Origin of the sequence: Pseudomonas khorasanensis (genome assembly GCF_014268505.2) — a bacterium.
Lineage (GTDB): Bacteria > Pseudomonadota > Gammaproteobacteria > Pseudomonadales > Pseudomonadaceae > Aquipseudomonas > Aquipseudomonas khorasanensis.
Genome location: NZ_JABWQP020000014.1, coordinates 25,127 through 51,344 on the forward strand (window position 1 = coordinate 25,127; position 26,218 = coordinate 51,344).

Annotated in this window: 13 protein-coding genes; 9 read left to right on the top strand and 4 right to left on the bottom strand. The window is 62.0% G+C overall.

Translation table 11 applies throughout. From position 1 onward, the window contains the following. Positions 1-36: 36 nt before the first annotated feature. The gene (locus tag HU727_RS22115) at positions 37-13,035 is read right to left on the bottom strand and encodes a non-ribosomal peptide synthetase (protein WP_186533687.1); all 12,999 of its coding nucleotides are present in this window, start codon (positions 13,033-13,035) and stop codon (positions 37-39) included. A gap of 369 nt (positions 13,036-13,404) precedes the next feature. Between HU727_RS22115 and HU727_RS22120 the strand changes: the two genes are divergently transcribed. Continuing rightward, positions 13,405-13,959, top strand: coding sequence for an RNA polymerase factor sigma-70 (locus HU727_RS22120; RefSeq protein WP_122597088.1), 555 nt, complete (start codon positions 13,405-13,407; stop codon positions 13,957-13,959). A gap of 125 nt (positions 13,960-14,084) precedes the next feature. Here the strand turns inward: HU727_RS22120 and HU727_RS22125 are convergent, their stop codons facing one another. The 3 genes from HU727_RS22125 to HU727_RS22135 all read right to left on the bottom strand — a co-directional run bounded on the left by HU727_RS22125 (position 14,085) and on the right by HU727_RS22135 (position 16,700). Then, on the bottom strand, positions 14,085-15,098 hold the full coding sequence (locus HU727_RS22125; protein ID WP_186533688.1) for a GNAT family N-acetyltransferase: 1,014 nt from the start codon (positions 15,096-15,098) through the stop codon (positions 14,085-14,087). Between the two features lie 86 nt (positions 15,099-15,184). Next, entirely contained in the window at positions 15,185-15,946 is a 762-nt protein-coding gene (locus tag HU727_RS22130) for a substrate-binding periplasmic protein (protein WP_225919886.1), read from the bottom strand. A 130-nt stretch (positions 15,947-16,076) separates the two neighbouring features. Then, entirely contained in the window at positions 16,077-16,700 is a 624-nt protein-coding gene (locus HU727_RS22135; RefSeq protein ID WP_186533690.1) for a TetR/AcrR family transcriptional regulator, read from the bottom strand. A 184-nt stretch (positions 16,701-16,884) separates the two neighbouring features. On the opposite strand from HU727_RS22135, the gene HU727_RS22140 reads away from it, so the two are divergent. From HU727_RS22140 to ppnP, 8 genes are all read left to right on the top strand, one after another. Further along, positions 16,885-18,669: an acyclic terpene utilization AtuA family protein gene (locus HU727_RS22140; RefSeq protein ID WP_186533691.1), complete on the top strand. Its 1,785-nt coding sequence runs from the start codon at positions 16,885-16,887 to the stop codon at positions 18,667-18,669. 12 nt (positions 18,670-18,681) lie between these two features. Beyond that, entirely contained in the window at positions 18,682-19,566 is an 885-nt protein-coding gene (locus tag HU727_RS22145; RefSeq protein WP_186533692.1) for an SDR family oxidoreductase, read from the top strand. 3 nt (positions 19,567-19,569) lie between these two features. Further along, the gene (locus HU727_RS22150) at positions 19,570-21,186 is read left to right on the top strand and encodes an acyl-CoA carboxylase subunit beta (protein ID WP_186533693.1); all 1,617 of its coding nucleotides are present in this window, start codon (positions 19,570-19,572) and stop codon (positions 21,184-21,186) included. A 30-nt stretch (positions 21,187-21,216) separates the two neighbouring features. Next, complete coding sequence (gene atuD / locus HU727_RS22155; RefSeq protein WP_186533694.1) at positions 21,217-22,374, top strand: citronellyl-CoA dehydrogenase; 1,158 nt, start codon at positions 21,217-21,219, stop codon at positions 22,372-22,374. Next, positions 22,371-23,168, top strand: coding sequence for an enoyl-CoA hydratase/isomerase family protein (locus HU727_RS22160; RefSeq protein WP_186533695.1), 798 nt, complete (start codon positions 22,371-22,373; stop codon positions 23,166-23,168). Before atuD ends, HU727_RS22160 begins: the two co-directional genes overlap by 4 nt. A gap of 112 nt (positions 23,169-23,280) precedes the next feature. Continuing rightward, on the top strand, positions 23,281-25,242 hold the full coding sequence (locus HU727_RS22165) for an acetyl/propionyl/methylcrotonyl-CoA carboxylase subunit alpha (RefSeq protein WP_186533696.1): 1,962 nt from the start codon (positions 23,281-23,283) through the stop codon (positions 25,240-25,242). A gap of 70 nt (positions 25,243-25,312) precedes the next feature. Continuing rightward, positions 25,313-25,855 (top strand): 3'-5' exonuclease, encoded by a 543-nt coding sequence (locus HU727_RS22170; protein WP_186533697.1) that lies wholly within the window; start codon positions 25,313-25,315, stop codon positions 25,853-25,855. Positions 25,856-25,925: 70 nt separating this feature from the next. After that, a complete protein-coding gene (ppnP, locus tag HU727_RS22175; RefSeq protein ID WP_186533698.1) occupies positions 25,926-26,210 on the top strand; it encodes a pyrimidine/purine nucleoside phosphorylase in 285 nt (94 codons plus the stop codon). Positions 26,211-26,218: the final 8 nt, after the last annotated feature.

The window sequence follows — 26,218 nt, forward strand, 5'->3', positions numbered from 1 at the left end:
CCTGCTCGCGATGAGGCCGATGAAAACACTGGAAAACTACAACCCCTCCAGCTCCGCCATCAAATCATTCAACCGGTCGACCTTCTCTTCGGTGATGTCACTGGCCGTCAGCCCTTCGATGTAGCCGGCCAGTTCCTCCACCGTGCTGCACTCGAACATCGCGCGCAGCGGCACGTTGCGTTGCAGGGCTTTCTGCACCCGTGACGCGATCTGCGTGGCCAGCAAAGAATGCCCGCCCAGTTCGAAGAAGTTGTCGCGCACGCCAACCCTGTCGACCTTGAGCACCTCGGCCCAGATGTCAGCCAGGGTCTGCTCCAGTTCGTTGCGCGGGGCCAGATAATCCTCGCTCTGCAACTGCCCGATTTCCAGCGCCGGCAAGGCTTTGCGGTCGAGTTTGCCGTTGGCATTGAGCGGCATCTGTTCCAGCCACAACCAGTGCAGCGGCACCATATATTCCGGCAGCTCGGCGCGCAGACGCTGCTTGATGCGCTCCAGGCGTTCGCTCGGATCAAGGGACGATTCGGCCGCCACCAGATAACCCACCAGATGCTTGCCGTTGGCGCCTTCCTGCACGCCGACCGCACCGTCACGCACTTCCGGCTGTTCGTGCAGGCGTGCCTCGATTCCACCCAGCTCGATGCGATAACCGCGAATTTTCACTTGATGATCGACCCGGCCAACGTATTCCAGCACGCCGTCACTGCGTCGCCGCGCCAGGTCACCGGTGCGGTACAGCCGCTCGCCCGGCGCGCCAAACGGGTTCGGCACGAACACCGGCGCGGTGCGCAGCGGATCACTGACATACCCGCGACCGACGCCCATGCCGGCCACACACAACTCACCCACCGCGCCCAAAGGCACCAGCTCCAGTGCGCCATCGACCAGGTACAGCGCGTTGTTATCGGTCGGCGTGCCGATCGGCAGATAGGTGCCGCGCGTCGAGGCCAGATCGACACGGAAGAACGCCACGTCGTCCGAACATTCCGCCGGGCCATAAGCGTTGACCAAGCCGATGTGCGGGTAGCGCAGCAACCATTGATGCGCCAGCTCCGGCGGCATCGCCTCACCGGTCGGCAGCATCCAGCGCAGGCCGTCGAGACTCAGACGCTCGGAGGCAAGCATGCCCTGAATCAGCGACGGCACACTCTCAAGCACGGTGATGCCCTGCTCCTGCACATGCGTCAGCAAACCTTGCGGATCGTGGGCGATGGTGTTTGGCACAATGTCCACCCGCGCGCCGAACAGCGGCGCGGCGAGGAACTGCCAGACCGAGATATCGAAGCTTTGCGAGGCGGTCTGCGCGATCACATCGGTCTCGCTCAGATCGAGGTACGGCCGTTTGCTCAACTGGTTGTTGAGCATGCCGCGCTGCTCGACCATCACGCCTTTGGGCAAACCGGTCGAGCCCGAGGTGTAAATCACATAAGCAAGGTTGTCCGGGCCGCTGTGAATGCCGAGGTTGTGCGTCGCTGTCGCCGACGCCTGCACGTCTTCCCACACCAACAGGCGCGGACGATTCGAACAGCCGAACGCCTCCAGCAGGGTCTGCGCCTGATCACGGCAGGCGGCGGTGCACACCAGCAACGGCGTGCGGCTGAGGTCGATGATGCGGCTCAGACGCTGGCTCGGCAGGCCCGGGTCCAGCGGCAGATAACCGGCGCCGGCCTTGAAGCTGCCGATGATCATGCCCAGCAGGTCGAGATTGCGCTCGGCCAGCAACGCCACCGGTTGATCCATCCGTACCCCGGCGGCAACCAGTGCATGACCGAGGCGGTTGGCGTTGTGGTTAATCGCCGCATAACTCAATTGCTGATCGAGGCAACTGGCGGCAATGCGCTGCGGATGCTGCTCGACCTGCGCCTCAAACAGCGCCACGTAGCTTTGCTCGAGGGGATAGTCATGGCTGCTCTGGTTGCAGCCGTGCAGCAGGAAATCACGCTCTTTGTCGCCCAACAGCGGCAAATCGGCCATGTCGCCATGGAAGCCGTCGACCAGCGCCAGCAGCAGTCGCTTGAACTCGCCGAGCATGCGCTCGACCGTCGATTCGTCGAAGTAACGTTGGTCATACGACAGGTGCAAACCCAGGTCGTCGCCCGGGTAGCACACCGCTGTCAGCGGGAAATTGGTGTGTGTGCGGCCCGAATCCGATGTCGCATTGAGGCTCAGCGCACGATCCAGCACCGACACTTCCACCGGTGCGTTTTCAAAGACAAAGAGGCTGTCGAACAACGGTTGGCCTTTCGGCAGTTCGCTCTGTTCCTGGATGTTCACCAGCGGCAGATATTCGTATTCGCGCAATTGCATGTTGCTGTCGAGCAAGCCGCTGAGCCACTGCCGCACACTGCTGCGCTGATCGTCCTCCGGCATCTTCACCCGCAGCGCAATGCTGTTGATGAACAGGCCAACGGTGCGCTGCATTTCCGGCATCTCCACCGGGCGACCGGCCACGGTCACGCCGAAGAGCACGTCGCGATCGCCACTCATGCGCCGCAGAACCAAAGCCCAGGCCGCCTGAGCGAAGGTGTTGACGGTCAATTGATGGGCCTGCGCCAGTTCACGCAGCCGCGCGCCATCCTCGACATTGAGGCGGGTGTAGCGGTCGCCAACGATCATGCCACCGCTCTCGCCTGCGTGTTCGCGCAAGAATGGCCGGTCACTCGGGATCGGCGTGGTGCGCTCGAAACCTTGCAAATTCTGCCGCCACCACTGCCGCGCCTCGGCCAGACTCTGACGCTGCAGCCAGCCGATGTAGTCGCGATAACGCGGCGGCACCGGCAACTGAGCGTCGCGTCCTTCACCGAGGGCGGTGTAGATCTCGAAGAAATCGTTCATCAGCAACGAACGGCACCAGGCATCGATGAGGATGTGATGGTTGCTCATCATGAACCAGTAGCGCGCCGCGCCGACCTTGATCAGGCGCAGGTGGAACGGCGCCTGATTGAGCAGATCGAAGCCGGCCTCGCGCTCGCTTTTCAGCAGCGCTTGCAGCTTGGGTTCCTGCTCGGTTTCGGCGATGGCGCTCCAGTCGAGATATTCGATTGGCGTGCGGCCCGGGGTGTGGATTATTTGCAGCATGTCTTCGCCAACGTTCCAGCAGAACGAGGCGCGCAACGCTTCGTGGCGCGCGACCACCGCTTGCCAGGCAAGGGCGAAACGCTCGGGATCGAGTTCGCTGTTGATGCGATAGCGATCCTGCATGTAGTACAGGCCAGTGCCCGGTTCGAGCAATGTGTGCAGCAGCATGCCTTCCTGCATCGGCGTCAGGGGATAGACGTCTTCGATGTGCGCGACCGGTACTGGCAGCGCATCGAGTTGCGCCTGGGTCAGTTTTGCCAGCGGGAAGTCCGACGGCGTCAGGCCGCCGGCCCCGTCTTGCAGGCAATGCCCGATCAGGCTTTGCAACTCAAGGAGATAGGCATCGGCGAGATCGTTGATGGCTTGCGCTGTGTAACGCTCGGCGCTGAAGGTCCAGCGCAGCAGCAATTCACCGCCGTAGACCTGACTGTCAACGCTCAACTCGTTCGGCAACGGTGCCTGCGGATCGTGGGCGGCGCCGGTGGGTTCCTGCAGAGGACGGAACAGTGCGTCGCTGCCGAAACTCTGGTCGAACTGGCCGAGGTAGTTGAAGGTGATCGGCGCCTTCGGCAGCGCGGCCATGCTCTGGCAACAGCCGTCGTCGGCCAGATAACGCAGCACGCCATAGCCAAGACCTTTGTGCGGCACGGCGCGCAGCTGTTCCTTGATCGCCTTGATCGACGCGCCCTGCCCGGCGGCTTCTTCGATGTTGTGCGGGGTCAGGCGCAGCGGATACGCGCTGGTAAACCAGCCGACCGTGCGAGTCAGGTCGATCTCGTCGAACAGGGTTTCGCGGCCGTGGCCTTCCAGTTGAATCAGTGCCGATGGCTGTCCGCTCCAGCGACACAGCACACGGGCCAATGCGGTCAGCAGCAGGTCGTTGACCTGGGTGCGGTAAGCGCTCGGTGCCTGTTGCAGCAACTGCCGGGTGCGCTCGGCATCGAGACGTACGCTGACGGTTTGCGCATGGCGATTCTGCCCGCCGCCGTGCGGGTTTTCGCACGGCAGATCGGCGCTCGGACCGGCCAGTTGCGCTTGCCACCAGCTCAGTTCTTCACGCAGCGATTCACTGCCGGCGTAGGCGTGCAAACGCGCCGCCCAATCCTTGAAGGCGCTGGTTTTTGCCGGCAATTCCAGCGTTTGAACCGCATCGAGTTGGCGATACGCCGTTTGCAGATCGTCCAGCAGCACGCGCCACGAAACGCCGTCGACGACCAAGTGGTGGATGGCGATAAACAGACGCTGCCGACCCTCGGCGCAATCAACCAGCACCGCGCGCAGCAACGGGCCGCTTTGCAGGTGCAGGCTGCGCTGGGCATCGGCGAACAAGGCTTCGCACCGATCCATCGAATCGACGCTCGACTGCCAGAGAACATCTTCATCTGTCAGCGTCTGATGCGTTGCCTGCCACGCGTCATCGGTTTGAGTGAAACGCAAACGAAGGGCATCGTGCTGTTCGATCACTGCGCGCAACGCCTGCGCCAGGCGTTGCGGCTCAAGGGTCTTTGTCGGCTCCAGCAACAACGCCTGATTCCAGTGCTGGCGCTCGGGAATTTCGGTATCGAAGAACCAGTGCTGAATCGGCGTCAACCGCGACTCACCACGCACCAGACCTTGCTCGGCGGTCACCTGCTGCGTGCGGCTGGCGACTGCAGCGAGGGTCTGCACGGTTTGATGCTGGAACAGATCACGCGGGCTGAAGTGAATGCCTTGCTGGCGCGCACGACTGACCACCTGGATAGACAGAATCGAGTCGCCGCCCAGTTCGAAGAAATTGTCGTTGAGGCCGACTTGCGCAACGTTGAGCACCTGGCACCAGATCTGCGCCAGCGTCTGCTCCAGCTCGTTGCTCGGCGCGACATAGTCCTGACGATTGAGCTCGGGATCCGGCGCCGGCAAGGCGCGGCGGTCGAGTTTGCCGTTGGCGGTCAACGGCATGCTTGCCAGCAGCATCAGGTGCGTCGGCACCATGTAATCCGGCAGTTGCGCCTTGAGGTGAATCTTCAGCGCTTCGCGAAGCTCAGCCTGTTGCGCTTCGCTGTGTTCGGCGACTTCGGTGACCAGGTAGCCAACCAACTGCTTGCCACTCGGCGCGTCCAGCGCCAGCACCACCGCTTCGCGGACCGAATCGTGATCGAGCAGGCGCGTTTCGATCTCGCCCAGTTCGATGCGAAAACCGCGGATTTTCACCTGATGGTCAATGCGCCCTAAATACTCGACCAGGCCATCGGCACGCTGGCGCACCAGATCGCCGGTGCGGTACATGCGCCCGCCGTCAGCGGCAAACGGGTCGACAATAAAACGCTCGGCGGTGATGCCCCGACGGTCGTGATAACCCTGCGCCAGCCCCGCGCCACCGACAAACAATTCACCGGTCGCGCCTTGCGGCACCAGCGCCAGGTCAGCGTCGAGAATATAGGCCACCCGCGCACCGATCACACTGCCGATCGGCACACTGCCAGCGCCCTCTTCCAGCACTTCCGGCGCCAGACTCGCCAACGGCATGACCACCGTTTCGGTCGGGCCGTAAGCGTTAAAGAATTGCGCCGGTTGGAACGCCGCACGAATCCTCTGCAGATGCTCGCCGGTCAGCGCTTCGCCGCCGGTGATGATCATCCGCACCGACAGAATCTCATTTTGCGTGGCGAGGAATTGTGCGAGCTGGCTGCCGTAGCTCGGGGTAAAACCGAGGACATTGATTCGATGGGTACGGATCAAGCCGCAGATTTCTTCCGCGTCCCACTGACCTTGCGCACGCAACACCACCTGCGCACCGCTGAGCAGCGGCACCAGCAAACGCTCGGTGGCGGCGTCGAAGTTGATCGAATAGAAGTGCAGTTCGCAATCGTCCGGGCGCATGCCGAAACGTTCGATCACGGCTTGGCAATGCATGGCGATTTCGCCGTGGGAAACGACCACGCCTTTCGGCTTGCCGGTCGAGCCCGAGGTGTAAATCAGGTAAGCCTGATGCTGCGGCAGGCTGATAAATGGCAGTTCGCCCGTCGGGTAATCGGCCAGTGCCGCGCTGTCATCTTCCAGGCACCAGCGCGCCACGTCTGGCGGTAGCTCTCCTAGCGCCTGGAACATCGTCCGGTCGCTGAGCAGCAGGCCGATGCGGCTGTCTTCAATCATGTAATGCAGGCGGTCGAGCGGGTACTCCGGGTCGAGCGGCACATAGGCGCCGCCGGCCTTTAGAATCGCCAGCAGGCCAATGACCATTTCCAGCGAACGCTCCAGCGCCAGACCCACGCGCACTTGTGGGCCGACCCCGCGTTCGCGCAGCACCCAGGCCAGACGATTGGCGCGGGCGTCGAGTTCGGCGTAGCTCAGGGTCTGCCCGGCGAAGGTCAAAGCCGGCGCGTCTTTACGCGCCAGCGCCTGTTCGGCGAACAGATGTTGAATGCACTGATCCAGACGATGTTCGCCCGGCTCAACGCCCAGGCTGTCGAGCAGCTGCTGTTGCTCCGGCTTTTCGAGCAGCGGCAATTCGCTCAGACGTTGCTGCGGATCGGCGATCAATGCTTCCAGCAGATTGCGCCAATGTCTGGCCATGCGCGCGATGGTCGGCTCGTCGAACAGATCGGTGCTGTAGGTCAGGCAGCAACCGAGGCGATGGTCGAGGTCGGTGACTTCCAGATTGAGATCGAACTTGGTCGCCCGCGCATCGTTGGCCAGATACTCGACGGTCATGCCGGCCAGCGTCCGGCTCTGCTGGAATTCCCAGCGCTGCACGTTGCACATCACCTGAAACAGCGGGTTGTAAGCGGCACTGCGCGGTGGCTGCAGCGCTTCGACCAGATGATCGAACGGCAGATCCTGATGGGACTGACCTTCGATCACCGTGTGGCGCACCTGCTCGAACAACTCGCCGACCGACATCTGCCCGTCGAGCTGGCAGCGCAGCACTTGAGTGTTGAGGAACGCACCGATCAGCCCTTCGCTTTCCGGGCGGATGCGGTTGGCCACCGGCGCGCCGATGCGCAGATCGGTCTGGCCGCTGTAGCGGTAAAGCAGCGTGGCGAGCGCGGCGGTCATGGTCATGAACAGGGTCAGGCCGTTTTGTGCATTGAACGCACGCACCCGCTCGGCCAGTTCATCATCCAGATCGAAACGGAACAGCTCGCCCTGATGGCTTTGCACCGGCGGTCGCGGACGGTCGCCCGGCAGTTCCAGCAGTGGATGTTCGCGGCCCAGTTGCGCCGTCCAGTAATCGAGCTGTCGCTGACGCTCGCCGGATTCAAGCCACTGACGCTGCCAGACGCTGTAGTCGAGGTACTGCACCGGCAGCGGCTGCAGCGGCGAATCGCGATCATCGACGAACGCCTCGTACAGTGCGCTGAGCTCGCGGGCGAAGATGTCCATTGCCCAGCCTTCGGTGACGATGTGGTGCAGGGTCAGGACGAAGTAATGCTCGTGTTCGGCGGTCTTCACCAGGCAGGCGCGCAGCAGCGGACCGGTTTCCAGATCGAACGGCTGATGCGCTTCTTCGTCGGCCAGTTGCTGGACTTTTTCCTCGCGCAGCTCAGCGCTGAATCTGGAGAAATCGTTCCAGCCCATGCGCACGCCCGTCTCGGCGTGCACCTGCTGGCGGGCAACGCCGTCGACGCTGGGGAAGGTGGTGCGCAGGGTTTCGTGACGCAGGATCAGCGCTTGCAACGCGGCCTCGAAATGCTCGACATGCAACACGCCACGCAGGCGTGCCATGCCGCCAACGTTGTACGCCGGGCTGTCCGGTTCCATCTGCCAGAAGAACCACATGCGCTGCTGCGAATAGGACAACGGCACCGCCTGGCTGCGATCGACCCTGGCAATTGGCGGCTGTTCGTTGGTGCGACCGCTGGCCTGGATCAGGCGGATCTGTTCGGCGAAATCACCGAGTTCGCTGTGCTCGAACAACGTTCGCAGCGGCAGCTCGACGTCACAGGCCTGACGCGTGCGCGAAATGATCTGCGTCGCCAGCAGCGAGTGACCGCCGAGCGCGAAGAAATCATCGCGCAGGCCGACTTGTGTGAGGCTCAACACTTCACGCCAGATCGCTGCGATGTGTTGCTCCAGTTCGGTGACCGGTTCGACGTGCTCACGCACTTGCCATTGCGGCTCGGGCAAGGCGCGGCGGTCGAGTTTACCGCTGGGGCTCAGGGGCATCGCGTCGAGGCGCAGCAGTTGCGCCGGGACCATGTAGGGCGGCAACTCGGCGGCCAAAGCGGTTTTCAGGCGAGCGATTTGCTCGTCGGCTTTTTCATCGGCATCGGTCGTTGTGAAGTAGCCGATCAGTTGCGCGCCGCCAGCGGTTTCGCGCACCAGCACCACGGCTTGGGCGACGCCGGCCTGGGCAAGCAGACGCGCTTCGATTTCCTCCGGTTCGACGCGCAAGCCGCGCAGCTTGACCTGCTGATCGAGGCGACCGAGGTATTCGATCACACCTTCGGCTGACCAACGCGCGCGGTCGCCGGTGCGGTACAAACGTGCGCCCTGCTCGCCCAGCGGATCGGCCACAAAGCGTTCGGCGGTCAACGAAGGACGGCGCAGGTAACCGCGAGCCAGACCGATGCCGCTGATGCACAGCTCCCCCGGCACGCCGGCTGGCACGGGATTGAGGTCAGCATCGAGGATGCGGCAGATCACGTTGCCCAGCGGTCGGCCCATCGGCGAGCGCTCGCCATCGGCGGTGCTGCAATGCCAGTGCGTGACGTTGATCGCGGTTTCGGTCGGGCCGTAACGATTGTGCAATTGCACCGCTGGCAATTGCGCCAGCACGCGATTGCGCAGCTCGGCTGGCAAGGCTTCGCCGCCGGAGAAAACCCGGCGCAGGCTGGTGCATTCGGCACTCAGCGGTTCGTCGATAAACAGCGTCAGCAGCGGCGGGACAAAGTGCAGCGTGGTCACGCCATATTCCCGAACCAGTTGCGCGATGCGATGCGGGTCGCGGTGCTCACCCGGGGCGGCGATCAGCAGGCGTGCGCCGGTGATCAACGGCCAGAAGCACTCCCATACCGAGACGTCAAAACTGATCGGCGCTTTTTGCATCAGCACGTCGGTCTCGTCCAGACCATAAGTGTTCTGCATCCATTGCAGACGTTCGGCCAGCGCCCCATGGGTGTTGCCGACGCCTTTGGGTTGCCCGGTCGAGCCCGAAGTGTAAATCACGTAGGCGAGGTTATCGCCGTGCAGGTGCAGGCCCGGTGCGTGGCTCGGCCATTTTTCCAGGTGCAACGTGTCCATGGCGATAACGCTGACGCCGTCGCTGGCCGGCAGGCGCTCAAGCAATTCAGTCTGGGTCAGGAGCAATTCGACGCCACTGTCGCTGAGCATGTACGCGAGGCGATCCGCCGGGTAATCCGGGTCTAGCGGCACATAGGCGCCGCCGGCCTTGAGGATCGCCAACAGGCCGATCAGCAATTGCGCCGAGCGCTCGGCGGCGATGGCAACGCACACGTCCGGGCCGACGCCTTTGTCGCGCAGGTAGTGAGCCAGACGGTTGGATTGCGCATGCAGTTCGGCAAAATCGAGGCTGCCGCCGTCCCAGACCAACGCGGTGCGTTGCGGGGTTTTGCGCGCTTGTTCGTTGAGCAGTTCCGGCAGCCATTGTTGCGCCGGGGCGCACGGCGCGACGCTCCACTGATGTTGCTGATCATGCTCGCCGGCGGACATCAGCGGCAGATCACCGATGGCCTGTTGCGGCTGTTCGCAGACCTCGCGAAGAAGATTGCTGAAATGCTCGGCCAGTCGCTCGATGGTCGGGGCGTCGAACAGTTCGCTCGCGTAATCGAAGGACAAGGTCAGGCGACCGTTACGGTCCTCTTCGCTGTGCAGTTGCAGGTCGAACTTGGCTTCGCGGCTGTGCCACGGCAGTTCCTCAGCGAGCAGACCCGGCAAGCGTTTGAGCGCACTCAGGTCGCGCTGCTGATGGTTGAACATGATCTGAAACAGGCCTTGTTCGCGAGCCTGCGGGAACGCCTCGAGCAGTTGTTCGAACGGCAGATCCTGATTCGCCTGGGCGCCAAGCGCAGCGTGGCGTGTCTGGGTCAGCAGTTCGGCAAACGGCCCGCGCGAATCGATCCGCGCGCGCAGCACCTGGGTGTTGATGAAGAAGCCGATCAGGCCCTGGGTTTCCAGGCGCGGGCGGTTGGCGTTGGGCACGCCGATGCGAATGTCGCGCTGGCCGCTGTAGCGGTGCAGCAGGCTTTGAAACGCTGCGAGCAACAGCATGAACGGAGTGGCGTCATGGGCGTGAGAGGTCTGCCGGATCGCTTCGCTGAGTTTGGCGCTCAAGCGCACGCTGTGGCGAGCGGCACTGTGTTTTTGTCTGGCCGAGCGCGGGTGATCAGTGGCCAGCTCCAGCGTCGGATGCTCTTCGCCCAACTGCGCTTTCCAGTACGCCAGTTGTCGCTCGCCCTCGCCTTGCGCCAGCCATTGGCGCTGCCAACTGCCGTAGTCAGCGTATTGCGTGGGCAGCGGCGCCAGCGTGGCGGTGGAGCCTTGGGTTGCAGCGGCGTAGAGACGCGAGAACTCGTCGATCAGAATATTCAGCGACCAGCCGTCGGCGATGATGTGGTGCATCGTCACCAGCAGCTGATGGTCTTCATCGTCGAGGCGCACCAGCGTCACGCGCAGCAGCGGGCCTTTTTCCAGATCGAACCGGGTGTGCGCCTCATCTTCGCGGATCTGCTCGGCGCGGGCTTCACGCTCCAGCGCTGACAGGTCGCTGATGTCGATAAACTGAAGGTCGAATCGGGTGGCAGCAAGCACTTGCTGCAGCGCAACGCCGTCGCGTTCGAAGAAGCGCGTGCGCAAGGATTCGTGGCGCTCGATCAGTTGCTGGAAGCTTTCGCGCAACGCCTGTCCGTCCAGTTCGCCACGCAGGCGCAGGCCGCCGGGAATGTTATAGGCGCGGCTATGCGGATCGAGTTGCCAGGTCATCCACAAACGGTTCTGCGCCAGCGATTGCGGCATCGGCTCGCTGCGCGACAATGCGGTGATTGCGCCTTGGGCGCTGCCACCGTCCTGTTGTTGCTGCGCCACAGCGGCAGCGAAGGCAGACAGGGTTGGCGCTTCGAACAGCAGGCGCAGGCTCAGCTCCACACCGAGCGCTTCGCGGATCCGGGCAATGACCTGCGTGGCCGCGATGGAGTTGCCGCCGAGCAGGAAAAAGTGATCGTCGGCGGCGACGTGTTTGACGTCGAGTTGCTCGGCCCAGATCTGGCCAATCAGTGTTTCGAGTTCGCTGATGCTGTCCGCTGCGTCTCGGGGTTCGGGGATGGTCGAGGGGAATACCGCGTAACTGTCGAGACTGCCATCGGCCAGACGATGACGGCACGCCGAACGCTGCAGTTTGCCGCTGGAGGTTTTCGGCAATGCGCCCGGATTCAACAGCACCACCACGCTCGGTGCCTCTTGATACGCTTCGGCGACCGCTTGGCGAATGGCTTTGATCAACGCCTCTGGCGGCAGGATTTTCTGCACGCTGCGGCTGATTTCCGCCGCGATGCCAATGCCCTCTTCGCCCTGCTGGTTGACCGCGAACGCCGCAACGCGCCCCTTGCGCACCACTTCCACTTCGCGCTCGACGGTCTGCTCGATGTCCTGGGGATAGAGGTTGTGGCCGCGGACGATGAGCATGTCTTTCAGGCGACCGGTGATGAACAGTTCTCCGTCACGGACGAACCCCAGATCGCCAGTGCGCAGCCAGGTGCGGCCGGCGTGCTGGACGAAGGTCTTGGCGCTGGCTTCGGGGTTGCGCCAATAACCCTGGGCGATGCTCGGGCCGGCGGCCCAGACTTCACCGACGGCGTTGGCGGTCAGTTCTTCAAGCGAATTCGGTCCGACAATCAGCACCGCGTGTTCCGGCTGGCTGATGCCGCAGCTCATGATCGAACAACCGTCGCCCGGTTCGGCGCGATTTTGCGCCAATGTCTGATCGTCCACGCGCAACGCTGGAATGCCCCTGCCGCGCGGCGTGCCGGCGACAAACAGAGTGGCTTCGGCCAGACCGTACGAGGCCATGAAGCTGTTTTCGCTGAAGCCGCACGCGGCGAATTTCCCGGCGAAGCGCTCGAGGGTGTCGAGTCGGATCGGCTCCGAACCGGAATAGGCCACGCGCCAACGGCTCAGGTCGAGCCGCTCAAGGGCCGAATCGCTGACCCGCTCGCTGCACAAGCGGTAGGCGAAATCCGGCCCGCCACTGATGGTGCCGCCGTATTGGCTGATCGCTTCGAGCCAGCGCAATGGCCGACCGAGGAAGTACGCCGGTGACATCAGAATGCAGGGCACGCCGCTGAAAATCGGCTGCAACAGACCGCCGATCAAACCCATGTCGTGGTACAGCGGCAACCAGCTGACGATAACGTCATCCGGGTTCACATCGATGCCAAAACCGTGACGGATCAGCATTTCGTTGGCGACTAGATTGCCGTGACTGACTTGCACGCCCTTGGGCAACGCGGTGGAGCCAGAGGTGTATTGCAAAAAGGCGATGTGTTCGGACGGCAGGTTCGGTTCAACCCAGCGTTCAGCCAGTGCGCTGTCGAGGGTGTCGACACACAACAGCGGCGGCGCGCCCTCGATGTGCTGCAAGGCATCGCGCAGATCGGCGCTGGTCAATAACAGCCGTGGCTCGGCGTCGGCGATGATCGATAGCAAACGCTCCTGATGATGACGACGCGCGGACTCCGGCGGATAGGCCGGCACCGCGATCACGCCGGCGTACAGGCAACCGAAGAACGCCGCGACGTAATCGGCGCCGCTGGGAAACAGCAGCACCGCGCGCTCGCCGAACCCGGCTTCGGCCTGCAACGCAGCGGCGATGGTACGCGCGCGTTGATCCAGTTCGCGATAGCTGAGCACCACAGCCTGCTCTTGGTTTTCGGCGAGAAAACGCAGGGCCACCCGGTCCGGCGTCAGGGCCGCGCGACGCTTGAGGGCATGGACCAGGGTGCTGGGGAGTTCGAACGCGTCGGTCATGAGGTTTCCTGCCTGAATTCGGCTTGCAAGTGGAATCGGGTTGCTGCGTGACGCCCGTTCAAAGGCGTGCAGGGCGCGGTCTGTGTCGACCACGCAGGCATCGGAATGCGGTCTGGCCGGGGGTCAACACCCGGAACCATTCACCAATGAGAACGGATGATGTCTTGAAATAATTAGTCAGCAGGCTCGACGTCCAGCGGGGCCAGGGTGCGGCGGCGTGTCGCAGTTCGCAAAACACATCGCCTTACAGCACTACTTCTCTTTCTCATTTGACAATCATTATCATTCAACATAATTTGTCGCTCGATGTGTAGGACGGCCCCGTCCCCCAGGCCCTCCCACTAACCTATTGGCAGCAAGGTGATTTCCATGACGGAACAAGTATCCACAAGCAGGTGCGATTCACCGCTACTTCAGGCATTCGTCGACAATCGACTGATTTTGGTCAAGATTGCAGCCCGCATTACCGGCTGCCGATCCCGTGCCGAAGATGTGGTTCAGGACGCGTTTTTCCGACTGCAATCGGCGCCGCCGATCACGTCGTCGATCAAGGCTCAGCTGAGCTACCTGTTCCAGATCGTGCGCAACCTGGCCATCGATCATTACCGAAAGCAGGCGCTGGAACAGAAATACTCAGGCCCGGAAGAGGAAGGCTTGAACGTGGTGATTCAAGGCGCTTCGCCGGAAACCTCGCACATCAATTTTTCGACCCTGGAACACATAGCCGATGCGCTGACCGAACTGCCCAGCCGCACCCGCTATGCCTTCGAGATGTACCGTTTGCACGGCGTGCCGCAAAAAGACATCGCCAAGGAACTGGGCGTATCGCCGACCCTTGTCAACTTCATGATTCGTGACGCGCTGGTGCACTGCCGCAAGGTCTCGGGCAGTCGTCGGGATGTGGTGATCGCAGGTCGTCGCTAAGATTTTGTCTCCAGCCATTCGCGAGCAGGCTCGCTCCCACATCGGCCGGTGAACACCGCCCCTGTGGGAGCGAGCCTGCTCGCGAAAACGGCCTCGGATTCAACGCAATTGCGAGGCCGAACACATCAGGCCAACGGGCACCGATCAAAAAACCGCTCCCGCCCCAGAATCATCAGCGCTGCACGCTTGTGCGGAAAGTCGAATTCCTTCTCGCAATGGAAGCACTGGTTCTGCATATGGCCGATCATCTTTGCGTTATCGGCACGCGGTTCGGCAACCACGCGTTGGGTGCGCGGATCATCGAGAAACAGGTAATGCACCAGCGCCGATAACCAGCTCGCCACCTTGTGCGGGCCGCGATGATTTTCCTCGCCGACCAACATGTGAATGCCGCGATCGTAATCATCGGCATCGTAGAACGGCGCGATGCGATCTTCCTTGGCCCAGTAAGCTTCGAAATAGGCAAACGGCTGATCGTCGAAACAGCCGATCAGGGTCAGCGTGTGCGGGTCGGCGTCGAGCTTGCGCAAATATTCGCGGTGCTGCTCAAGGCTGCCCTCCTCCTGCCAGAAGCTCGCCACGCGCGGACTGTTTTGCCAGCGATTGAAGCGCGGCAGATCCTTTTCAATTTCCAGGGCACGCAAGGAAATCCATGCGCCGAGGCGCGCATCGAATCGCCGATAGACTTCGCCGCGCGGTTTCACCGGGCGCAGCGGGTGGCGCTTGCCCTGGCTGATGACCATCTGTTGCGGATAAGTGTCGCTCAACGAAGCGCCAAGCCACGGCTGTGGCAATTGCCAGAACAGTGTGCGCTCGCACCGGTATTCGCCAGCCACCTCGGTGTTCACCAGCAAACCGCTGAGCAACGCCTCGGTGGGCGGCTGGTCGAGTTGCCAGGTCAATTGTTGGCATGCCGGGTCGCGGGCGAACAGCCAATAACAGGCCGCCCACAACGCTTGACCGGGCGGCAACGCAAAACGTTCATCGAGCTGGATCGGGCCTTTGGCGTCGCGGTCCAGGCGCAGCCGAATCAACGGCTGTCCGTCCAGGCTCAGGCTCAGACGGCTTTCACTGGCATCAGCGATCAATTGACTGCCCGAGGGCAGAGCGAGGGCGGTCAGGTTATTCAGATTGGACATGGGTCGGGCTCACGATAATCGTCGACAGTTCAACGAAGTGACGTGAGCGGCGAGGGGAAATTTAAGCGCGGCTAGAAAACAGCGTCTCAGTGATGATGCACCGGCACCACCGCAATCCTGTAGGGCTCGAATATCTTCAGCAACTCGCCATTGTCGCGCAGACCCTGCAACAGCGCGCCGAAGGCTTCGCCGCTGATCGGAGCGCTCGGCCGCAGAATCGCGTAATGGTGGTAGATCTGATCCGTACGCTGCGAAGCCAACAATTGGTCGCGGACCTTTTCGTTGCGCAGCAGGTAATCGAACAGGTAGGAACGCGTCACCAGCGCAATGTCGGCGCGCCCGCGCAGCACCATCAGCAGGTTGCTGTCGTGGGAATAGGTCAGCGTGGCGTTGAAATTGTGTGCGAGAAATTTAGGGTCGGCGTTGAAGTTGGCGAATTCGTAGTGATAGCCACTGAACAGCGCCAGCCGTTTATGGGTAAGGTCGGCGAAATAGCCCTGCTGGCGACCGTCCTCGCGTTGCGCGACGAAGATCTCGGCATCTTCCAGCCCCATATCCACCGCATGGTGTGGGATATCTTTCCAGCCCCAATCAGGGTTTTCGAAGATCGCCATGTCGATGCGGCCCTGCTTGAAATCACCGAAGCGGCGCGGAATCGACGTCGGCACGAGGACGAACTGATACTCGCTCTGCGAGCGGTTCAAGACCTCGACCAACTGCGGCAACAGCCCGGTGTCGGCGCCGTTTTCGGGGCGAATCGTATAGGGCGGAAAATGCGCCGCGCCGACCCGGACCAATTGCGCTGACTGAGCGGGCAATACCCATAACGCAGCCCACGCTGCGAGCATCAGCCCGGCAGCTGTCCGAATTGGCGAAGACTTCAAAACACCCCACTCCCCGAAAAAAATAGCGATCAATGCATTCAAGCTAGGCGGTTTCGCCGAGTTAGCCAGTATCCCCGGCCGGACAAACAGTCATTCAGCGCGCTTCGAGGACCAGAATCAGCGCTTCATCGGCCAACTGATCAAGGCTCAAACTGCCGCCGGCACGGAACCAGGTGGTGGTCCAGGACAGTGCGCCGGTCAGGAAACGTCGAGTAATGAAAACGTCGCCGCGAATATAGCCGGCGTCCTTGGCCTCGCCCAGAACCTGCAACCAGATGTCTTCATAAACGTCACGCAGAGCAAGGACCTTGGCCTGGCCGTCTTCGGACAGTGAGCGCCATTCGTAAACCAGCACCGCCATCGCCTCGCCGCTGCCGCCCATGATCGACTGCAATTCGCAGCGGATCAGCGCCAGAACCCTTTCGCGCACATCGCCGGCTTCAGCCAGGGCTGCCCGCATCAAGGCGGTGTTGTAGCGGATGGTTTCCTCCATCACCGCGCGAAGGATTTCGTCCTTGCTTTTGAAGTGATGAAAAATACTGCCCGACTGAATGCCCACTGCACTGGCCAGGTCACGCACTGTGGTGCGCTCATAGCCTTTGTTGCGAAACAGGTGAGCCGCCACTTGCAGCAATTTGCCACGGGCGCTGTCCGGGTCGGTCAACCGGCCCTCTTCGACCAGTTCGCGCATGACCCGCAGGGCTTTTTGCTCGTCCACCCGTTCTCTCCTACAGTCGATCAGTGTGTTGCCCCCTGTAACCGCCGGGTTGCGCGCAATTTAAGCTTCGCGCGGGAGCCAAGCAAGCGCTTGGGCAGAAGAATGTTTCGACGGTTTACAAACCAAGCGCTTGCTTGGTAGCCTCCAGACACTTCTGTCGCAGGTCGCTGAGTCGGAGATAAAAATGCCAAGCACTATCCGTATCGGATGCGCCAGTGCCTTCTGGGGCGATACCTCCACCGCCGCCGCCCAACTGGTGAACGGCACGAACCTGGATTATCTGGTGTTCGATTATCTGGCCGAGATTACCTTGTCGATCATGGCCGGCGCGCGCATGAAAGACCCGCAGGCCGGGTTCGCCAGCGATTTCATCGAAGTGCTCACGCCGCTGCTGGCGCAACTGGCCGAGCAGAACATCCGCGTCATCAGCAACGCCGGCGGCGTCAACCCGCAAGCCTGCGCTGCCGCCCTGCAAGCGGCCTGCGACCAGGCCGGGATCAATATGAAGATTGCCGTGCTGCTCGGCGATGACCTGCAAGGACACCTCAAGCACCCTGCCGATATCCGCGAGATGTTCAGCGGCGCCGCGCTGCCGCCGATGTGCGTGTCGACCAACGCCTATCTAGGCGCGCCGGGCATCGTCGAGGCCCTGCGTCTGGGCGCCGACATCGTCATTACCGGTCGCGTGGTCGACAGCGCCGTGGTCAGTGCCGCGCTGGTTCACGAATTCGGCTGGTCGTGGTACGACTACGACAAACTCGCCCAGGCCGCGCTGGCCGGGCACATCATCGAGTGCGGCGCGCAGTGCACCGGTGGCAACTTCACCGACTGGCGCGAGGTGCCGGATTACGAGCACATCGGCTTTCCCATCGTCGAGGTCAGCGCCGACGGTCAGTTTATCGTCAGCAAACCCGAGGGCTCCGGCGGGCTGGTTACACCGCTGACCGTCGGCGAACAAATGCTCTATGAAATCGGCGATCCGCAGGCCTATTTGCTGCCCGACGTAATCTGCGATTTCACCCAGGTAAAACTCCGGCAACAAGGCAAAAACGTGGTGCACCTGCACGGTGCCAAAGGCCTGCCGCCGACCGACCAGTACAAAGTCAGCGCGACGTATCCGGACGGGTTTCGCTGCACCGCCAGCTGTCTGATGGCCGGCATCGATGCCGTGGACAAGGCGCGGCGCGTCAGTCAGGCGATCATCGACAAGACCGCCGAAATGTTCAGCCTGCGCGGCTGGGCACCCTACAGCGAAACCCACATCGAACTTCTCGGCAGCGAAGCCACTTATGGCCCCCATGGTCAGCGGCGGGACAGCCGCGAAGTGGTGATCAAAATCGCCGTGCGCCACCCGGACAAACGCGCACTGGTGCTGTTCTCCAAAGAGATTGCCCAGGCCGCGACCGGCATGGCGCCGGGATTGACCGGGATCGTCGGTGGCCGCCCGACGGTGTATCCGGTGATTCGCCTGTTCTCTTTCCTGATCGATAAAAGCGCCTGCACCCTGCAAGTCGACATGGCCGGCGAGCGCCATTCGAGCGCCCTGCCTGCTGCGCAAGCGCTGGACAGTCAGGACCTGCCGCTCGCCCACCAACCACCCAGACCCCAGGGCCGCGCCGATGCCAGCGTGCCGCTGGTAAAACTGGCGGTGGCGCGTTCCGGCGACAAGGGTAACCACAGCAACATCGGTGTGATGCCGCGCAGACCCGAATACCTGCCGTGGATCGCCGAAGCGCTGACCGCCTCGGTGGTGGTCGACTGGATGCGCCATGTTCTGGATCCCGTTCATGGCCGCGTCGAACGTTGGTATCTGCCCGGCACGCATAGTCTTAATTTCCTGTTGGAAAACGCCCTCGGCGGCGGTGGCGTAGCCAGTCTGCGCATCGACCCGCAAGGCAAGGCCTTCGCCCAGCAACTGCTGGAAATCCAGATCCCGGTGCCACAGAGCATCGTCCAACAACTCGACTAGAGGATGGTGTGCATGGCTTACGCGTCGATTTTCAGAACCGATCTGTTCAGCGGCCAGACCCACATTGTCACGGGTGGCGGCAGCGGCATCGGCCGTTGCACCGCGCATGAATTGGCGGCGCTTGGCGCCAAAGTTCTGCTGATCGGACGCAAGCCGGAAAAACTCGAAAAGGTCGCCGCCGAGATCACCGAGGACGGTGGCCGTGCGCACTGGAAAGCCTGCGATATCCGCGATGAAGAAGCGGTCAAGGAACTGGTCAAAGCACTGATCACAGAACACGGGCCGATCCACGGACTGGTCAACAACGCCGGCGGACAATATCCATCGCCCCTGGCCTCGATCAATCAGAAAGGCTTCGAAACCGTGTTGCGGACCAATCTGGTCGGCGGTTTTCTGATGGCGCGTGAAGTGTTCAACCAGTCGATGAGCAAACACGGCGGCAGCATCGTCAACATGCTCGCCGACATGTGGGGCGGCATGCCCGGCATGGGGCACTCCGGCGCGGCGCGTTCGGGCATGGACAACTTCACCAAAACCGCCGCGTTCGAGTGGGGTTACGCCGGGGTGCGGGTAAATGCCGTGGCGCCGGGCTGGATCGCCTCCAGCGGCATGGACACTTACGAAGGTGCGTTCAAAGCGGTCATTCCGACCTTGCGCGAGCATGTCCCGCTCAAGCGCATCGGCACCGAATCGGAGGTCAGCGCAGCGATTGTCTTTCTGCTCAGTCCGGCGGCGGCGTTCATCAGTGGCACCACGGTGAAAATCGATGGCGCCGCGAGCCTCGGCAGCCGCGCCTGGCCGCTGCACAAGGCCAGCCACAGCGAATCCTTCAATGGCTTTCACCGCGCCTATCTGCCAGACGTGCTGCGGCCCGACGTGCCCAAGGACAAGGAATAAGCCATGGCGCACATTCAGTCGCAACTTGACCCACACAGTGAAGCGTTTACGCGCAATCGCGCGGCCATGCTCGCCGCCATCGAGCAGGTACAGCAGCTCGAACAAAACCTGCTGAACAAGGCCGCCGAAGCCAAGGACAAATTCGACAAACGCGGGCAGCTGTTGCCCCGTGAGCGCCTGAATCTGTTGCTCGATCCCGGCGCACCGTTTCTCGAACTGGCCAGCCTCGCCGGCTACAAATTGCACGATGACAAGGACGGCAGCGCCGCCGGTGGCGGGTTGATTGCCGGCATCGGCTACGTCTGCGGCATCCGCGCAATGGTGGTCGCCAACAACAGTGCGATCAAGGGCGGCACGATCTCGCCCAGCGGGCTGAAAAAATCCCTGCGCCTGCAGCAGATCGCCCGGGAAAACAAACTGCCGATGATCACCCTCGCCGAAAGCGGCGGCGCTAACCTCAACTACGCCGCCGAGATTTTTGTAGAGGGCGCGCGCAGTTTTGCCAACCAGGCGCGGATGTCGGCGATGGGGCTGCCGCAGATCACCGTGGTGCACGGTTCGGCCACTGCTGGCGGCGCCTATCAACCGGGCCTGTCGGATTATGTGGTGGTGGTGCGTGGCAAGGCCAAGCTGTTTCTCGCCGGCCCGCCGCTGCTCAAAGCCGCGACCGGCGAAGTGGCCACCGATGAAGAACTCGGTGGCGCCGAAATGCACGCGCAGGTCGCCGGCACCGCCGAGTACCTGGCCGAGAACGATGCCGATGGCGTGCGTCAGGTGCGGGACATCATGCGCATGCTGCCATGGAATGAACAGTTGCCGTGGCTGCCAGAGCCGCAATACAAAGAGCCGCTCTACCCCATCGAGGAATTGCTCGGGCTGATCCCGGACGATCCGAAAAAACCCTATGACGTGCGGGAAATCATTGCGCGGATCGCCGACGAATCAGTGTTCGTCGAGTTCAAGGGCGAATTCGACCAGCAAACGATTTGCGGCCATTTGAAGATCCAGGGCCGCGCCTGCGGATTCATCGGCAACAATGGCCCGATCACGCCCAACGGCGCCAGCAAGGCGGCGCAGTTCATCCAGCTGTGCGATCAGAGCCAGACGCCGCTGCTGTTTTTCCACAACACCACCGGCTTCATGGTCGGCACCGAATCGGAACAGCAAGGCGTGATCAAACACGGCTCGAAATTGATTCAGGCGGTGGCCAATGCACGGGTGGCGAAACTGACCATTGTCGTCGGCGGCTCTTACGGCGCTGGCAACTATGCGATGTGCGGACGTGGCCTCGATCCGCGCTTCATCTTTGCCTGGCCGAACAGCCGCACCGCGGTGATGGGCGGCGCGCAGGCCGGCAAAGTGCTGCGCATCGTCACCGAAGCCAAACAGCTCAAGGACGGTCTGGTGCCGGACCCGAAAATGCTCGACATGCTGGAACAGATGACTGCGCAAAAACTGGACAGTCAGTCCACCGCCCTCTACGGCAGCGCCAACCTGTGGGATGACGGGCTGATCGATCCGCGTGATACCCGCACGCTGCTCGGTTATCTGCTGGATATCTGCCACGAAGCCGATATCCGCACGCTGCAACCCAACAGCTTCGGCGTCAGCCGCTTCTGACTGCCACGGATCTTACGGAGAACAACAATAATGATCTTCACCCCGGAACACGAAGCGCTGCGTCGCACCGTTCGCCAGTTTGTCGAGCACGAAATCAATCCGCATGTCGATGAGTGGGAGAAGGCCGGGCGCTTTCCCATTCACGAGATTTTCCGCAAGGCCGGCGAGTTGGGCCTGCTGGGGATTTCCAAACCGGAAAAATTCGGTGGCATGGGCCTCGATTACAGCTATTCGATTGTCGCCGCCGAAGAGTTCGGCACCATTCGCTGCGGCGGGATTCCGATGTCGATCGGCGTTCAGACCGACATGTGCACACCGGCCCTGGCGCGCTTCGGCTCAGATGAACTGCGTGAGGAGTTTCTGCGCCCGGCAATCACTGGCGAGCAAGTCGGGTGTATCGGCGTCTCCGAAGTCGGTGCCGGCTCGGATGTCGCCGGGCTGAAAACCACTGCACGCAAGGACGGTGACGACTACGTGATCAACGGCAGCAAGATGTGGATCACCAACTCGCCGAGCGCCGACTTCATCTGCCTGCTGGCCAATACCTCGGACGACAAACCGCACATCAACAAATCGCTGATCATGGTGCCGATGACCACGCCGGGCATCAGCCTCAGTTCGCACCTGGACAAACTCGGCATGCGCAGCTCCGAAACCGCTCAGGTGTTCTTCGATAACGTGCGCGTACCGCAACGCAACCGCATTGGCCATGAAGGCGCCGGTTTCATGATGCAGATGCTGCAGTTTCAGGAAGAACGTCTGTTTGGCGCAGCGAACATGATCAAAGGCCTGGAATACTGCATCGACAGCACCATCGAGTATTGCAAGGAGCGCAAGACCTTCGGCAATGCGCTGATCGACAACCAGGTCATTCACTTCCGCCTCGCTGAATTACAAACCGAAATCGAGTGCCTGCGCGCACTGGTTTATCAGGCCACCGAGCAGTACATCAAAGGCCAGGACGTGACGCGACTGGCCTCGATGGCCAAGCTCAAGGCCGGACGGCTGGGCCGCGAAGTCAGCGACAGCTGCCTGCAATATTGGGGGGGCATGGGATTCATGTGGGACAACCCGGTGTCCCGCGCCTACCGCGACGTGCGACTGGTGTCGATTGGCGGCGGCGCTGACGAAATCATGCTGGGGATCATCTGCAAGCTGATGGGCATCCTGCCGGGGAAAAAGAAATGAGCGCCTTGCCCGAATGCAGGGCGCTGTTGCTGGAACTGCACGGCGGCGTGTTGCACATAACGCTCAACCGCCCCGACAGTCGCAATGCGATGAGTTTGCAGATGGTCGCAGAATTGCGCGCGGTGCTGGCGGCTGTACGTGCCGATCGCTCGGTGCGAGCCTTGGTGCTCAGCGGTGCCGACGGGCATTTCTGCGCCGGTGGCGACATCAAGGACATGGCCAACGCCCGCGCTCAGGGCACCGATGCCTATCGCGAATTGAATCGTGCGTTCGGCGCATTGCTCGAAGAAGCCCAGCACACGCCGCAGGTGCTGATCACCGTGCTGCAAGGCGCGGTGCTCGGCGGGGGTTTGGGTCTGGCCTGCGTGAGCGATATCGCGCTGGCCGATCACAAGGCGCAGTTCGGTCTGCCGGAAACCAGCCTCGGCTTGCTTCCCGCGCAGATCGCGCCGTTTGTAGTGCAACGCATCGGCCTGACCGAAACGCGGCGTCTGGCGCTCACCGCTGCGCGTTTTGATGGGGTTGAGGCACAGCGTCTGGGTCTGGTGCACTTCGTCGAGCAGGATGCACAAGCGCTCGCCGAGCGATTGGATGAGGTGCTGCAACAGGTGCTGCGTTGTGCCCCGCAGGCCAATGCCATGACCAAAAAATTGTTGTTGGCGAGTGCCGGGCAACCGTCGAGTCAATTGCTCGATGAAGCGGCGCAGTGGTTCAGTGAAGCGGTCGCGGGGGAAGAAGGGACCGAGGGCACCACGGCTTTCGTGCAAAAGCGTAAACCTCGGTGGGTCAGCTAAAAGCTTCGCGAGCAGGCTCGCTCCCACAGGTCGAAATGCATTCCAAACGTGGGAGCGAGCCTGCTCGCGAAGACGCTTGCACATTCACCGCCAAAAACTCAGGAAACCCACCATGCCCGCCATCCACAAAATCCTGATCGCCAACCGCGGTGAAATCGCCTGCCGCATCCAGCGCACCGCTCAGGCTCTGGGGTATCGCACCGTCGCCGTCTACAGCGACGCCGACGCCGATGCGCTGCATGTGCAAATGGCCGATCAGGCCGTGCACATCGGCCCGGCGCCGGTGCAGCAGTCCTACTTGAATATCCCGGCAATCCTCGACGCTGCCCGTCGCAGCGGCGCCGATGCGATCCACCCCGGCTATGGCTTTCTCTCGGAAAACGCCGATTTTGCTCGCGCCTGCGCCGAGGCCGGCCTGATCTTCATCGGCCCCAGCGCCGAAGCGATCGAACTGATGGGCAGCAAACGGTTGTCGAAAATCGCCATGCTCGACGCCGGCGTACCTTGCATCGCGGGTTATCAGGGCGCGGCGCAGGACGACGCGACCCTGCTGTTTGAGGCCAATCGCATCGGCTATCCGTTGATGATCAAGGCCAGCGCCGGTGGCGGCGGACGCGGCATGCGCCTGGTGCACGACGCCACCGAGCTGCCGGCGCAACTGCGAACCGCCCGCTCGGAAGCACTGAACGGCTTTGGCAGTGATGAGCTGATCCTTGAACAGGCGCTGATCGAACCGCGTCATGTGGAAGTGCAACTGTTCGGCGACCAACACGGCAATCTGGTCTATCTCGGCGAACGCGATTGCTCGATTCAGCGCCGCCATCAGAAAGTCATCGAGGAAGCGCCCTGCCCGGTGATGACCGCCGAGCTGCGCCAGGCCATGGGGCAAGCGGCGCTCAAGGCCGGCCGGGCGGTGAATTACGTCGGCGCCGGCACCGTGGAATTTCTGCTCGATGCGCGTGGGCAGTTTTACTTTCTGGAGATGAATACTCGTCTGCAGGTCGAACACCCGGTGACGGAATTGATCACTGGGCTGGATCTGGTCGCATGGCAACTGCTGGTTGCCGAAGGGCAACCGTTACCGCTGACGCAGGAGCAAATCCGCCTCGATGGGCATGCGATGGAAGTACGCCTGTACGCCGAGGATCCCACTACCGACTTTCTCCCGCAAACCGGTCGCGTCGCAGCATGGCAGCCTGCGCTGCAGCACGGCGCACGCATCGATCACGGTCTGCTCGAAGGCCAACTGATCAGCCCGTTCTACGACCCGATGCTCGGTAAAGTGATTGCTCACGGCGCCACTCGCGAAGAGGCGCGGCGCAAGTTGTTGCGCGCGGTGCAGGACACCGTGCTGCTGGGCGTACAAAGCAATCAGCGATTGCTCGAAGGCCTGCTGCAGCATCCGCAGTTCATCAGCGGCCAATTCAGCACCGCGTTCATCCAGCAGCATTTTTCCAGCCACGCCTGCCTGAAAACGTATGTGCCGACAACGCAGGAGCTGGCCGTTGCCGTGGTGTTGTTCTATCAGGCCAGCGCCCTGCCCCATCGCGCGCCGCTGACCGGTTGGCGCAACAACGCCAGCGTGCCTTTGTACTATCGCCTGGGCAATGAGCAACAGGACTGGACGCTGTCAGTGTTGGCGCGCAAGTCCGGCGAATGTGTGGTGCAGATTGGCGAACGCACGCTGGCGGTAAAAGTCATCGATCACACAACGCAATCGATAACGCTGGAAGTCGACGGTCTGCGCCAACGCCACGCCTATCGTCTGGAGGCCGAACAGCTTTGGCTGTTCACACATCCCGGCAGCTTGCGCCTGGAGGATCGAACTCATGCGCTGATCGGCAGTCAGACCAGCGTCGCCTCCGGCACCCTGAAAGCACCGATGGACGGTGCAATTGTCGACGTATTGGTCAGCGAAGGCAGTACGGTCAGCAAGGGCCAGTTACTGGTGGTACTTGAGGCGATGAAAATGGAGCACCCGCTGAAAGCCGGCATCGATGGCGTGCTCAAACGGGTGCAAGTGAAGGTTGGCGATCAGGTAAAAAATCGTCAGGTTCTGTTGCAGGTCGAGTAGTCGCCCAGACACAAGCGCGGGGTTTGACTACGCTCTGATAAATCAGAACGCGGAAATCAGGAACCCTGCGATGCCCCATTGGCTGGTCATAGATCTGGAAGCCACCACAGACGAGGGTGGCTGGCCGGTCACCGAAATGGAAATTATCGAGATCGGTGCGACGCTGGTTGATCGCGCCGGACGCGAGCAGGATCACTTCCAGCGCTTCGTCAGACCGACCCGGCGGCCGCTGCTGACGCCGTTCTGTCGTGAACTGACGCACATCACCCAGGCCAACATCGATTCGGCACAACCGTTGACCGAGGTCTGGCCGGCATTCGAACGCTGGCTCGCGCAGCATCAAACCCGTCTTGAGGGCTGGGCCAGCTGGGGTGGTTACGATCGCCAGCAGTTGCTGCAGGAGTGGCAACGTCTGAACATCGACAGCGGCCTGGGCAAAGTCCCGCACATGAACCTCAAACAGCGCTTCGCCAAGGCCCGCCGCCTCGAACGACCGCTGGGGCTCAACGGTGCGTTGCAACTGGCGGGCATGCAGTTTTGCGGACAGCAACATCGTGCCCTGGAAGATGCCCGAAATACCGCGCGGTTGTTGCCACTGGTTCTGCCGCTATAGACGCGTGACGAGGTTGAAAGCCTTGTGCATACTGGCCGCCCCCTTTTAAGCCCTTTTCGAGGAATCGCCCATGTTTAAAGTCAACGAGTACTTCGACGGCACCGTCAAGTCGATCGCCTTTGGCACTGCTGAAGGTCCGGCGACCATCGGCGTCATGGCCCCGGGCGATTACGAATTCGGCACCAGCCAGCGCGAAATCATGCACGTGGTTTCCGGCGCTCTGACAGTCAAGCTGCCGGACAGCACCGACTGGGAAACCTTCGCCGCCGGTAGCCAGTTCAATGTTCCGGCCAACAGCAAGTTCCAGCTGAAAGTCGCTGTCGATACGGCTTACCTGTGCGAATACCGCGGCTGATCCGCAGG